Below are 12,651 nucleotides of genomic sequence, written 5' to 3'. Positions count from 1 at the left end.
CTACAGGCGGGACTGGACCTCGGCGAGGGACGGGTTCGTGGCGGTCGAGCCGTCCGGGAACACCAGGGTGGGAACGGTCTGGTTGCCGCCGTTGACCGCGGCGACGAGCTCGGCGGTGCCGGGGACCTCCTCGATGTTCACCTCGGTGTAGGTGACACCGGCTCGGTCCATCTGGGTCTTGAGGCGCTTGCAGTAGCCGCACCAGCCGGTGGTGAACATGGTCACGGCCCCGGCTGCGGGGGTGAATGCGTCGCGCGAGAGTGTGTCGGTCATGATGCTCAGGGTAACCGTGCGGCCTGCGGGGACATTCCGGGAGCCGCGACGATGGGTCCGACACTGGTAGACAGGCAGCGTGACGGACACCCACCTCGAGATCGAGCGCACCTACGACCTGCCCGACGGCGCAGACCTGCCGGACCTGATCGGCGTCGGGGGGATCCTCCGCACCGAGCGAGCTGAGCCGTTCGCGCTCGACGCGACGTACTGGGACACCGACCGGCTCGACCTCGTCGCGGCGCGTGTCACCGTCCGGCGTCGGACCGGAGGGCCAGACGCCGGCTGGCACATCAAGCGGGCCGAGTCGGACACCGTCCGTCACGAGCAGCACTTCCCGCTCACCGAACGTGCGGACGCGGTGCCGGACGAGCTCCTCGCCGCCCTGTTCACCGAGCGCCGCGGCCGCGGCCTGCGGCCCGTCGTGCACATCGCGACGACGCGCGCGGTCACCCGACTCCTTGACGAGGACGACGACCAGGTCGCCGAGCTCGCGGACGACGCCGTGACCGCGACGCGCCTCGACGCCTCGGGTGCCGCAGCGGCCGAGCCCCGGCGGTGGCGCGAGGTCGAGGTCGAGACGGTGGAGGGCGTCGACCCGCAGATCGCCCACGCCTTCCTCGACGCACTCGACGGACGGTTCGCCGCCGTCGGCGCCGGCCCAGCCGCCGTGTCGTCGAAGCTCGCCCGGGGGATCGCGGGTGCGGACGCACCCCGCCTCCGCACGGCCGACAAGCCCGCCAAGAAGACCGCGGCACGCGCCGTGACGAAGCGCCTCACGCGGTTGCGTGCGTCACTGCACCGACGGGAGGCGCGGCTGCGGTCCGGCGACACCACCGACCTCCGCGGACTGGCCGCGACCGCACTCGGCATCGCGGCCGTCCTCGGGGCGTACCGGCGGGCGTTCGCGGACACCGAGCTCACCGGTCGGGCGGTGTCCGCGGCCGACGAGCTCGCCGACGTCGCCGCGCGGAGCGCCTCCGCCGAGGACCTCGTCGACACGCTGCCCCGGGCGGCGACCCCGGCGCAGGAGCAGCTCGTCGACGCGATGACACGCGAGCGGATCCTCGCGGCCACCCGGGAACGTCGTGACGTCGCGGTGCGCGACGTCGTCCGGTTCCTGACGAGTCCCGACTTCCTCGACCTGCTCGACGCCCTCGACGACGCGGTCGAGCGTCCCACCCCGACCGCATGGGCGCTGCAGCGCCCGAAGACGGTGGCACAGGACGTCGCTGCCGAGGTCAAGCCGACGATCCGCGAGCTCGTCCGCGCCTCGGTCGGCGACGACCCGACCGATGAGGCGGCCGACCGCACCGCGACGGAGGCCGCCTGGCTCGCGACGACGAAGGCGCGCATCGCGATGGACGTCCTGGGCGACGAGGCGTTCGCGCACGCGTTCGTCCGCCGCGTCACCGTCGCGTCCGAGGTCCTCACCGAGCGAACGCAGGCACTGCACGCACTCGAGGAGCTCCGACGTCTGGCCGGTCTCGCGAGCCGTGCGGGCGAGGACACCTTCGGCTACGGGGTCCTGGCGGGGGACCGGGTGCGCCGCGCCGAGGAGTCCTACGACGACGCGGTGCACGCCCTCTCCCGCGTCTGACCGGCGGTCGTGTCAGTCGGCGGAGTGGGGGAGCGGATCCACCTGCGCCAGACCGAGGACGTCGAGCAGCCAGGCGAGCTCGAACGCGCGCTCGTGCCACGAGTCGTAGCGCCCGCTCACTCCGCCGTGCCCCGCGGCCATCTCGGTCTTGAGGAGCACGGGCGCGCCGACCTCCCGCAACCGTGCCGTCCACTTGGCCGGCTCGACGTAGAGCACGCGGGTGTCGTTGATGCTCGTCACCGCGAGGATGCGCGGGTACTCGACGTCGTCCCGGACGTTCTCGTACGGGGTGTACTCGCTCATGTACCGGTACACCTCGGGGTCGTGCAGCGGATCGCCCCACTCGTCCCACTCGATCACGGTGAGCGGCAGGTCGGGGTCGAGGATGCTCGTCAGGGCGTCGACGAACGGCACCGCAGCGAGGATCCCGGCGAACCGGTCGGGGGCGATGTTCGCGACGGCGCCCATCAGCAGGCCACCGGCGCTGCCGCCCTCCGCGACCAGCTGTCCCGGGGTGGTCCGACCGGACGCGATCAAGTGGTCGGCGACGGCCACGAAGTCCGTGAAGGTGTTCTTCTTCGTGAGGGTCTTGCCGCTCTCGTACCAGTGTCGGCCCATCTCGCCCCCGCCGCGGACGTGCGCCACCGCGAACACCACGCCACGGTCGAGCAGGGACAGCCGCATCACGCTGAACGCGGGGTCGATGCTGTGTTCGTACGAGCCGTACCCGTAGAGGTGGACCGGAGCGGGCCTCCCGTCCGGAACCGCGTCCCGTCGCCAGACGAGCGATATCGGGACCTGCGTGCCGTCCGGGGCCGTTGCCCAGGCGCGTTCCTGGGCGTAGTCCTCGGACCGGTAGCCGCCAAGCACGGGCTGACGCTTCAGCACGGTGACGGCACCGGTCGTGGGATCGAGGTCGCTCACGGTGGACGGTGTCACGAACGAGGTGAACCCGATGCGGAGCGTCGGCTGGTCCCACTCGGGGTTGCCGCCGAAGGCCGCTGAGAAGAGCTCCTCGTCGAAGGGGATCTCGTGGGCGTCGCCGTAGCCGTCACCCTCGATCGGCAGGATCGCGATGCGGGGGAGCGCCTCGGAGCGGTACTCGACCGTGAGGTGCCGGGCGAACGCGTCGACGGACTCGATGCGCCGCTCCGGGTCGTGCGCGATGACGACGCGACGATCGGTGGTGGACATCGGGTCGTCCGCGGGGACGTCGACGAGCTCGAAGTTCTCCGCGTGTTCGTTGTGCAGGACGAGCAGACGATCGCTGCCGCCGACGATGGCGTGCTCGATCTCGTACTCGACGCCCTCGCGTCGTGGCCAGACCACCTCGAACTCGCCCGTCGGGTCCGCCGCGTCGAGCACGAGCGCCTCGGACGTGATCTTCGACCCGAGCTCGATGACGATGTACTGCGACGAGCGGGTGACCCCCACGCCGACCCAGTAACGGTCGTCCGGTTCGGTGAACACGGAGACGTCCGGATCGGTGCTGCCGACGCGGTGCCGCCAGATGGTGTCCGGACGCCACGAGTCGTCGACCGTCGGGTAGAACACGTACTGCCCGGAGGGGTCGAAGGTCGCACCGGCCCCGGTGTTCTCGACGACGTCGGGCAGGTCCTGGCCGGTCGTGAGGTCCCGGACGTGGAGGGTGTACCGCTCGTCACCGGCGAGGTCGACCCCGTAGACCAGCCGCGTGCCGTCGTCGCTGATGTCGTACGACCCGAGCGAGAAGAAGTCGTGCCCCTCGGCGAGTTCGTTGCCGTCGAGGATGACGCGCTCGCCCGGGAGCTCGGCACCGGGCTCGATGGTCGGGGCCGTCCAGTCGTCGTCGGCGGAGATCGGGGCGCGGCAGTGCACGCCGTACTGACTGCCCTCGCTCGTCCGGGTGAAGTACCAGAACCGACCCATCCGGACGGGGACGCTCAGGTCGGTCTCCTGGACCCGCGAGCGGATCTCCTCGAACAACCGGCCACGGAGCGCGTCGAGGTGGGCGGTCTCCGCCTCGGTGTAGGCGTTCTCCTGCTCGAGGTAGGTCAGGGTCTCGGCGGACTCCTTGTCGCGGAGCCAGTCGTAGTCGTCGACCACGTCGACCCCGTGGTGCGTGCGGGTCCGCGGGTGCCGGGGCGCGATCGGCGGGGTGACGGGGGCGATGGAGGACTGCGGGACGGCGTCGGTCACCGGTCCAGCCTAGGACGGACGGGCGCTGCGCGGCCGGGAGGCGCGCATCCCGTCCGGCGGGAGCCGCCCGTGCGAGATCTGCCGCACCCTGCACGCCACCGCCTTCGGAGCCCGCGCCGGTCCCAGGCACCGGCCCCGTGCCTCCAGGCCGTCGGCGACGCGGACGCGACTCCCTCACTACGGTTGAGGCCATGACCAACTCGTTCGCGATCACCGGTGCCCATGTCGTCCCCGTCGTCGGGGAGGAGTTCGTCGGTGTCGTCATCGTCACCGACGGCCGCATCGCGGCGGCCGGCCCGGACGTCGTCGTCCCGGACGGCCTCGAGGTGGTCGACGCCGCCGGCGCCTGGGTGCTCCCGGGGTTCGTCGAGGCGCACGGCCACGTCGGCATCCACGAGGAGGCGAACGGCTCCGCGGGCAACGACACGAACGAGATGACCGGCCCGGACATGTCCGCGGTCCGGGCCATCGACGCGATCGACATCGACGACGAAGGGTTCCGCGACGCACTCTCCGGCGGCGTCACGAGCATCGTGGTGAAGCCGGGTTCCGGCAACCCGATCGGCGGCCAGAGCGTCGCGATCAAGACCTGGGGCGGCCGGACGATCGACGAGCAGCTCATCTCCGACAGCGTCAGCGTGAAGAGCGCCCTCGGTGAGAACCCGAAGCGGGTCTACGGCGGCAAGGACAAGACGCCCTCGACGCGGCTCGGCGTCGCCAAGGTGATCCGGGAGGCGTTCCTCGCCGCCGACCACTACCGGGCAGCACGGGCCGCGGCCGCCGAGAAGCACGAGCCGTTCGCCCGGGACCTCGGCAAGGAGACCCTGGCCCGGGTGCTCGACGGCGAGCTCGCCTGGGACCAGCACGTGCACCGCCACGACGACATCGCGACCGCCATCCGCCTGGCCGAGGAGTTCGGCTACCGGCTCGTCGTCAACCACGGCACCGAGGGGCACAAGATCGCCGACGTGCTCGCGGCCAAGGACATCCCGGTGATCTACGGGCCACTGTTCACGAGCCGCTCGAAGGTCGAGCTCCGGGACCGCGCGATCTCGAACCTCGCGGCGCTCGCCGCCGCCGGCGTCCGGGTCGCGATCACCACCGACGCGCCGGTGGTCCCGATCAACATGCTCGTGCTGCAGGCGACCATGGCCGTCAAGGAGGGGCTGCCCCGGCAGACCGCGCTCGAGGCGCTGACGGTGAACCCGGCGACCTTCCTCGGGTTCGGCGACCGCGTCGGGCAGATCACCCCGGGCTTCGACGCCGACCTCGTCCTCTGGTCCGGTGACCCGCTCGACGCGATGTCCCGGGCGCTCCGCGTCTGGATCGACGGCGTCCAGGTCCACGCGTGGGACGAGGCCGCGCACCGCGGGGTGACGGTCCCGCGGTTCTGACCCGGACCGACGCGCCAGACCCGGACCGACGCGCTAGACCCGGCGGCCGAGCAGGTACTCGTTCATCGCGGCGGTGAGGTCGAGGTCCATCGCCCGGGTCGCGCCGTCGAGGCTCCGCACGGGCGCCGCGAGCCGGACGCTCGAGACGAGCCAGAGCGCATCGGCGGCCCGGAGGTCGTCGATCGTCACGAGACCGTAGGACGTCGGGGTCCCGCGGTCCGCCGCCCAGGTGAAGACGTCCGCCTGGGTGGTGCCGGGCAGGATGCCGATGTCGGTCCGCGGGGTGACGAGCTCGCCGTCGCGGAGCAGGATCACGTTCGACCGCGAGCCCTCGAGCACGTAGCCGTCGGTCGACAGGAACACCGCGTCGTCCGCACCCCGGCGTTCGGCCTCGCGGAGGGCAGCCATGTTCACCCCGTAGGACAGCGTCTTCGCGCCCTGCAGCAGCCACGGGCTCGTCCGCTCGACATCGTGGCGGTACCCGCGGTCGAGCGTCACGACCGCGATGCCCTCGGTCCGCGAGGGCGGGTCCGCGGGGGAGGGCGCCGCGTACACCCAGCCGGTCGGTCGCCCGTCGCCCTCGACCCCGCGGGTCATCACCGTCTTCGCGAACGCCTCGCGGGTCGGGTCGAGCTGTGCGCACGCGGCCTCGATCGCCCGACGCCAGGCATCGGTGTCCGGCGTCGGCAGGTCGAGCATCGCCGCTGACCGGCCGAACCGTGCCAGGTGCGCCTCGAGCGCCTGCGGTCGGCCGTCCGTCACGTTGAGGGTCTCGAAGACGCCGTCGCCCCGCGTCACGCCCAGGTCGAGGACCTGCACGTGGGCCTCGAGTGCGGCGGCGAACGTGAACGCGTCGGCGTCCGGGTCGTGCGCTCCGGCGTCGAGCGAGGGACGGTTCAGGATCGCGAGCACGGTTTCGGTCATGCGGCCAGTCAACCGCATCCCGACGTGACGGCACCGACAGCCGCGTCGGCAGCCGGATCGGTCGCTGCGCCGACGCGCACCGGTCGGACGTGCAGGGTCAGCGGTCGCCCGGGATCGCGTCCATCAGCTTCCACACCGCGCCGGAGAGCTCGGGGTGCTGCAGCGCGATCCGCCGGAGCCGATGGAACTCGGCGCCGTACACGGTGCCCGCGCCGGAGGACGGGTGCATCGACCGGGCGGAGGAGTGCTCCTCGATCCGGGAGTCGACCTCGACCGACTCGGCCCGCAGCATGAGCACGACCTGTTCGTCGATGGTGGGGAGCATCGGCATGAACTCCCACGGATCGTCACCCTGGCGGCACCGGTGCTCGATGATCATCGCGAGTTCCTCGGCCGCCTCGGCACGCATGACCTCGAGGCTGCGCCCCGTCCGCCGTGACTCAGCCATGGTCACCCCGGGGTGCGCCTGCCATGGGAACCAGGCTACGCCAAGCGAGGAGACCCCTCGGTCCACCGGTCGCCGGGGTACGGCAGACTCGACCTGTGGACGCGTCGAAGAACCAGCACCCGCCGGTGTGCGTCGTGTACCTCGTCCGGTCCGGTCCGCACGGCGACGAGGTCCTGCTCGGCGAGAAGCGCCGCGGGCTCGGCGCGGGCAACGTGGTCGGCCCGGGCGGCAAGCTGGAGCCGGACGAGTCCTCGGCCGCTGCCGCGGTGCGCGAGGTCGCCGAGGAGATCGGCGTCACCCTGGCTGCGGCCGACCTGGAGGCACGGGGCACGCTCGACTACCGGTTCCCGTTCCGACCGTCGTGGTCCCAACGCTCCGACGTGTTCGTCGTCCGACGGTGGAGCGGGGTCCCCACCGCGAGCGACGAACTCGCACCGCGGTGGTTCCCGCTCGACGACGTCCCGTACGCGCGGATGTGGGACGACGCGCAGTACTGGCTGCCGGGTGTGCTCCGGGGCGGTTCGGTCGATGCCCGGTTCACGTTCGGGGCCGACTGCGCGACGGTGTCCGGCTTCAGCGGGGACGGTGTCGACGCACGCTGACGGGGCTCACCGCGCCGAGTGCCGGTGCCGGGTCGCGCCAGATGCGGACGGTCCCGGGACCGGACGGGCCTGTGGGACCTGCCCCGGGCCTCCCGTCCGGACCGTCTCCAGCTCGCGCGTCGACGGCGGTGCGTTCTCGAGCCCGTCCGGGCCGCCCCAGATGGTGTCCCCGGACATCCGGTCGTCCTGGAACCCGTAGTCGCGGTCGTCGCCGTCCTGACTGCCCTGGCGGCCCTGGCGGCCCTGCCGGATCGCCGTGAGCGTCCCGGTCGCCGTCGACTCGAGACCGTGCCGGGAGAGCTCCTCGTCCCGCTGCCGCCCGAGGAACTCCCGGTTCGCGGTCTGGGCGTCGTTGAACATGGTCGTCCGACCGGTCACGATCATGTGGATCCGCCGACGTTCCCACCACGCCTTGCCGACCACCATCAGCACGACCCCGACACCTGCGTAGCACGCCATCGTCGTGAGACCTCGGCCGTACCCGGGACCGACGCCGTAGATCTGGTGCTTGATCATGTCGACCATGCTCGAGCCGACGACGACGTGGTTGAGCCAGGCGAACGGCTCCGGCATGAACCACTTCGGGTAGGCCCCGCCCGACGACGGCATCGACAGGAACACGAAGCAGATCATCGCGGGCGCGGCGATGAACCGGCCGGCGAAGTAGCTCAGCCCGTTCACCGCGAGACCGATCGCGACGATCCAGCCCCAGGAGATGAACACGAGCGGGACGAAGTGACCGTGGATCGCGCCGACGACCGGGCCGGCGAGGGTGTTCGTGATGAGGGAGATGATGAGGCCGCCGGCGACGATGACCGCCGCACGGACGCGGTGGCGCAGCGGGCCGCCCATGATGCCGATGAACATCGCGACCATGTAGCCGCCGATGCACCACGCCAGCATGACGTACATCGAGACCGTGCCGTACTCGTCCCAGGCCGGCAGCGGCGCGAGCTCGGTCACCGTCGGCGCGGTGCCGCCGGTGCCCTCGATGACCGACGACAGCGTGGCGGGCACGAGGCTCGCGACCTGGAACTGGTGGGCGCTCGCCTTCCAGACGACGTTCGACGACGGGTCGAACGCGACCGCGATCGAGCCGCTCAGGACGTCGCGCTTGGCCTGCGCCACCGAGTCGTACGTGTGGAAGAGGTACTCGCCGGGCAGCGCCTTGTCGACCGCCGCGACGAGCGTCGGATCGGAGCCGATGAGGCCGACCGGGACGTCGTGCGGATGTGGAGCGTGGAACGCGAAGACGTAGCAGAGGCAGAACCCGACGATGAAGAACAGCGGCATCCAGAGCTGCAGGCCGATGAGCTGGAGCGAGGGGTGCAGCGTGGAGTACCACCTGCGCCAGCGGGTGATGTGCTGCGGACCCGGGACCGGTGCCGCAGCGGGCCGACGCGACCCGGCGATCGGGGCGCCACGACGGGGCCGGGACGAGCCCCGTCCGGACGGACGCGTGGAGGCCGCGGTCCGCGATCGCTCCGGGAGGTCGTCGTTCCGGACGCTGCCGGTCTTCCGGTGGTTGGCGGTGCTCACGCGGGTCGGGCCTCTCCTCTGCTGCGGTCGGCGGGTCCTCCAGGATACGCCGGGCCGGGACAGGTCGGGCCGGGAGATGTCGGGCCGGGGTGCGCCGCGCCGGTGCCGATCCGCCTCAGGACCGGGAGCGGCCGGCTTGCGACGAGTCCATCGCGAGTTCCTCCGCGTCGAGCGTCACGAGGACGCGGCGCATGACCTCCTCGTCGAGGTTGCCCTGCTCGCGCTGCTCGAGGACGACCTCGCGCCGTCGTTCGAGCAGCTCCCGTCGGATCTGGGTGACCTGCGCCGGACGCAGCCGGGCCGGTGCGTTCGCGGTCTCGTCGTCCTCGTCCTCGGCATCGCGGCGGAACTCGTCCGCCTGCCGTTCGAGCCGGGTCCGGAGCCGACCCACCGACGCGGTCACGGCCTCCTCGCCGAACTGCGCCGCCCACTCGGACTGCCGTTCGGTGATCAGCTGCAGTGCCGCCTCCGTCGTCCGTCGGGAGAGCAGGAGCTCGTTCGCGGTGTCGCGCTCACCCTCCTGCGGGTCCCGGACGTCGAGCCGTCGGATCACCGCCGGCAGGGTCAGTCCCTGGATGAGGAGCGTGCCGACGGTCACGACGAACGCGATGAGGAAGATGGTGTCCTGCGCCGGGATGTGCACCGAGGACGACACCACGGACACGGCCGCGGCGAGCGTCACGACGCCCCGCATGCCGGTCCACGACACCACCGTGAGCTCCTGCCACGACATGTACGGCTCCCGGGCGCCGCGGAGCCAGCGCAGGTGCTTCCGGCCGCGGGTGGCGCGCACGACGAGGGGTCGGAGCCAGCGGCCGTTCACGCGACGCCGGTAGTAGGAGAGGAACACGAAGACCGGCCGCACGAGGATCACGACGGCGAGGACCACGAACGCCACCCCGACGCTCTGCCACAGACTGCGGTCGCTCTCGACGAGGTCGTTGATCACGGTCTTCAGCTGAAGCCCGATGAGCCCGAACACGAAGCCCTCGAGGATGACGTCCGCGCTCGTCCACAAGGGGCGTTCCTGCAGGCGCGTCGCGTAGCTCTCCTTCGGCGAGTTGAAGCCGATGTAGAGCCCGGCCGTGACCACCGCGATGACGCCGGACCCGGAGAGGTCCTCGGCGAGGATGTACGCCACGAAGGGGAGCAGGATGCTCATGATCGTCTCGACGATCGGGTCGTTCAGGCGCATCCGGATCCAGTGCACGACGATCCCGAGCACGCCGCCGACGAGCAGTCCCACGCCGATCGCCAGACCGAAGATGCCGAGGTCCTGGATCCACGTGAGCCCCGCACCCGCGATGATCAGGGTGAACACGCGCACGAGGGTCAGCGACGACGCGTCGTTGATGAGGCTCTCGCCGGACAGGACGTCCATGACGCGGCGGGGGAGCCCCAGCTTGCGGCCGATGGCGGCGGCGGACACCGCGTCCGGCGGGGCGACCACCGCGCCGAGGAGGATCGCCGCGGGCAGCGACATGTCCGGGATCAACCAGAACGCGACGACCCCGACCACGAGCGCCGTCACGATGGGGAGCACGATCCCGAGCCGCCGGATCTGGCGTGCGGACTGCCGGAAGCTGCGCCACGAGACGTCGAGGGCGGCGGAGTACAGGAGCGGTGGCAGGACGATCGTCAGGATGACGTCAGAGTCGATCTCGATGCTCGGCAGTCCCGGGACGAACGACACCAGGAGCGCGGCCACGGTGACGAGCAGCGGGGCCGGCAGGTTCTTCGCGCGGGCGAACCCGGTGATCGCGAGCGACACGACGAGGATGATCAGCAGCTCAGCGATGTCCATCCGGCAGGTGCTCCTCTCGTCGTCGGTCCGTCCATCCTCGCAGAGGCATGGGTCGCCCGTGGTGCGTGCTGAACCGCCGGTGGACGGCAGGTGAACGCCCGGGTTGCCTTCCGGCCCTGCGGCTGGGAGACTCCTTCGCGGTGGAACTCACACTCATAGTCGTCCTGGTCATCGCGTTGGCCCTCTTCTTCGACTTCACGAACGGTTTCCACGACACTGCCAACGCGATGGCGACCCCGATCGCAACCGGCGCCATGAAGCCGAAGGTCGCGGTGACTGTCGCGGCGGTGCTGAACCTCGTCGGTGCGTTCCTCAGCACCGAGGTGGCGACGTCGATCTCGCACGGGCTCATCAACGAGGGTCCCGGCGGTGTCGCCATCACGCCGGCGATGATCTTCGCCGGGCTGATCGGCGCGGTGACCTGGAACATGATCACGTGGCTCCGGGGCCTGCCGTCCTCGTCGAGCCACGCGCTGTTCGGCGGGCTCATCGGCGCCGCCATCGTGGGCGCGGGGTTCGGGTCGGTGAACTACGCCTCGTTGCTCTCGGTCGTGATCATCCCGGCGTTCCTCTCCCCGGTGATCGCAGCGCTCGTGTCGTTCCTCGCGACGCGCATCGCCTACCGGGTGACCAGGCGGCCCGTGTTCCCGAACGAGCGCGGCGGGTTCCGCATCGGCCAGGTCTTCACGTCGTCGATGGTCTCGCTCGCACACGGCACGAACGACGCGCAGAAGACCATGGGGGTCATCACCCTGACGCTCATCGCCGGTGGGTTCCAGTCGTCCGACTCCGGCCCCGAGCTCTGGGTCATCATCGCCTGCGCGCTCGCGATCGCGCTCGGCACGTACACCGGCGGGTGGCGCATCATCCGGACACTCGGGTCGGGGCTCATCGACATCCGTGCCACCCAGGGGTTCGCCGCCGAGGCCTCGACCGCCGCGACCATCCTCGCCTCGAGCCACCTGGGCTTCGCGCTCTCGACGACGCAGGTGTCGTCCGGGTCGATCATCGGCGCGGGACTCGGCCGTCGTGGCTCGACCATCCAGTGGTCGACGGCCGGCAAGATCGTCGTCGCCTGGTTCATCACCCTCCCCGCCGCGGCCCTCGTCGGTGCCGCCGCCTCGGCGATCGCCCTGATCGGGACGACCGGGCTCGTGATCGACGCGGTGATCGGGGTCGTGGTGATCGGCGGCCTGTACCTGATGTCGCGTCGCAGCCCGGTCGAGAACGCTGCAGCGATCGAGGTCGACGTCGCCGCGAACTCGGTCCTGACCCGCAAGCAGGTCCGCGACCTGCAGCGCCGCAAGCGGGCCGAGCAGGTCGCGACCCGACGCGTCGCGCTGAGCCGCGAACGGACGCTCCGACGGATGGCGGCCCGGAAGGGAGGTCGACGATGATCGACTGGTTGGCGTTCCTCGCCGTCGCGGTCGTCGCGATCGTGGCCGCGTGCTTCGTCGTGTTCGTGTACTCGGTCGGTCTCCGTCTCTGGAGCAACGCCGACGCGATGGCCGGCAAGTACAGCATCGAGTCGGACGGCAGCATCGGCCCGTCCACGGCGGGGATCCCCGGCGCGACCAGCTCGACCGGTGTGGTCCGGCTCGTCCGGGCGGGGTCGGTCGCGTGCTTCGCGGTGAGCGGGCTGGCCGTGCTGTACGGCATCTTCCTGATCGTCCCGCAGTTCCACTAGCCCGGGGGCGTCCGGTGGCGGTGCTGGTGCTGGTGCCCGTGCTGGTGGCCGGTGTCGGTGTCGGTGTCTCCAGTGCTGGTGTCTTCAGTGCTGGTGTCGCTCGATGACTTCGCATGAAGCGACATTCCCCGGCTCCCGCGACGTCGTTCTTCCGCGGCGATGTCGCTTCATGACTCCGCATCTGATGCGTCGTCATGCAGCG

Annotated in this window: 11 protein-coding genes; 5 read left to right on the top strand and 6 right to left on the bottom strand. The window is 71.2% G+C overall.

All coding sequences use genetic code 11. The features are described from left to right. The gene (locus ACO0E0_RS08495) at positions 1–273 is read right to left on the bottom strand and encodes a mycoredoxin (RefSeq protein ID WP_422870979.1); all 273 of its coding nucleotides are present in this window, start codon (positions 271–273) and stop codon (positions 1–3) included. A gap of 79 nt (positions 274–352) precedes the next feature. On the opposite strand from ACO0E0_RS08495, the gene ACO0E0_RS08490 reads away from it, so the two are divergent. Next, positions 353–1,873, top strand: coding sequence for a CYTH domain-containing protein (locus tag ACO0E0_RS08490; RefSeq protein ID WP_422870978.1), 1,521 nt, complete (start codon positions 353–355; stop codon positions 1,871–1,873). 12 nt (positions 1,874–1,885) lie between these two features. Here the strand turns inward: ACO0E0_RS08490 and ACO0E0_RS08485 are convergent, their stop codons facing one another. Then, positions 1,886–4,051, bottom strand: coding sequence for a S9 family peptidase (locus tag ACO0E0_RS08485; RefSeq protein WP_422870977.1), 2,166 nt, complete (start codon positions 4,049–4,051; stop codon positions 1,886–1,888). Between the two features lie 191 nt (positions 4,052–4,242). Here ACO0E0_RS08485 and ACO0E0_RS08480 point away from each other — a divergent pair, with 191 nt between their 5' ends. Further along, complete coding sequence (locus tag ACO0E0_RS08480) at positions 4,243–5,445, top strand: amidohydrolase (protein ID WP_422870976.1); 1,203 nt, start codon at positions 4,243–4,245, stop codon at positions 5,443–5,445. A 33-nt stretch (positions 5,446–5,478) separates the two neighbouring features. On the opposite strand, the gene ACO0E0_RS08475 is transcribed toward ACO0E0_RS08480, so the two are convergent. Beyond that, positions 5,479–6,369, bottom strand: coding sequence for an aminodeoxychorismate lyase (locus tag ACO0E0_RS08475; RefSeq protein WP_422870975.1), 891 nt, complete (start codon positions 6,367–6,369; stop codon positions 5,479–5,481). Between the two features lie 97 nt (positions 6,370–6,466). Continuing rightward, complete coding sequence (locus tag ACO0E0_RS08470; protein WP_422870974.1) at positions 6,467–6,817, bottom strand: tryptophan synthase subunit alpha; 351 nt, start codon at positions 6,815–6,817, stop codon at positions 6,467–6,469. A 95-nt stretch (positions 6,818–6,912) separates the two neighbouring features. On the opposite strand from ACO0E0_RS08470, the gene ACO0E0_RS08465 reads away from it, so the two are divergent. After that, positions 6,913–7,419: an 8-oxo-dGTP diphosphatase gene (locus ACO0E0_RS08465; RefSeq protein WP_422870973.1), complete on the top strand. Its 507-nt coding sequence runs from the start codon at positions 6,913–6,915 to the stop codon at positions 7,417–7,419. 6 nt (positions 7,420–7,425) lie between these two features. On the opposite strand, the gene ACO0E0_RS08460 is transcribed toward ACO0E0_RS08465, so the two are convergent. Beyond that, complete coding sequence (locus ACO0E0_RS08460; RefSeq protein ID WP_422870972.1) at positions 7,426–8,958, bottom strand: ABC transporter permease; 1,533 nt, start codon at positions 8,956–8,958, stop codon at positions 7,426–7,428. A gap of 115 nt (positions 8,959–9,073) precedes the next feature. Then, the gene (locus tag ACO0E0_RS08455) at positions 9,074–10,762 is read right to left on the bottom strand and encodes a cation:proton antiporter (protein ID WP_422870971.1); all 1,689 of its coding nucleotides are present in this window, start codon (positions 10,760–10,762) and stop codon (positions 9,074–9,076) included. 140 nt (positions 10,763–10,902) lie between these two features. Between ACO0E0_RS08455 and ACO0E0_RS08450 the strand changes: the two genes are divergently transcribed. Together ACO0E0_RS08450 and ACO0E0_RS08445 are read left to right on the top strand one after the other, a co-directional pair. Next, on the top strand, positions 10,903–12,159 hold the full coding sequence (locus ACO0E0_RS08450; RefSeq protein ID WP_422870970.1) for an inorganic phosphate transporter: 1,257 nt from the start codon (positions 10,903–10,905) through the stop codon (positions 12,157–12,159). Beyond that, complete coding sequence (locus ACO0E0_RS08445) at positions 12,156–12,449, top strand: hypothetical protein (protein ID WP_422870969.1); 294 nt, start codon at positions 12,156–12,158, stop codon at positions 12,447–12,449. The genes ACO0E0_RS08450 and ACO0E0_RS08445 overlap by 4 nt, the downstream gene beginning before the upstream one ends. Positions 12,450–12,651 lie beyond the last annotated feature (202 nt).

The sequence above is a fragment of the Curtobacterium phyllosphaerae genome (genome assembly GCF_049341865.1).
Classification (GTDB): Bacteria; Actinomycetota; Actinomycetes; order Actinomycetales; family Microbacteriaceae; genus Curtobacterium; species Curtobacterium phyllosphaerae.
This window is presented reverse-complemented; position numbering and strand designations above follow the sequence as displayed.

What these genes read in the sequence shown, in the direction of transcription:
- ACO0E0_RS08495 (WP_422870979.1), bottom strand. Translation starts at nt 273, where the DNA reads ATGACCGACACACTCTCGCGCGACGCATTCACCCCCGCAGCCGGGGCC.
- ACO0E0_RS08480 (WP_422870976.1), top strand. Translation starts at nt 4,243, where the DNA reads ATGACCAACTCGTTCGCGATCACCGGTGCCCATGTCGTCCCCGTCGTC.
- ACO0E0_RS08475 (WP_422870975.1), bottom strand. Translation starts at nt 6,369, where the DNA reads ATGACCGAAACCGTGCTCGCGATCCTGAACCGTCCCTCGCTCGACGCC.
- ACO0E0_RS08470 (WP_422870974.1), bottom strand. Translation starts at nt 6,817, where the DNA reads ATGGCTGAGTCACGGCGGACGGGGCGCAGCCTCGAGGTCATGCGTGCC.
- ACO0E0_RS08455 (WP_422870971.1), bottom strand. Translation starts at nt 10,762, where the DNA reads ATGGACATCGCTGAGCTGCTGATCATCCTCGTCGTGTCGCTCGCGATC.
- ACO0E0_RS08445 (WP_422870969.1), top strand. Translation starts at nt 12,156, where the DNA reads ATGATCGACTGGTTGGCGTTCCTCGCCGTCGCGGTCGTCGCGATCGTG.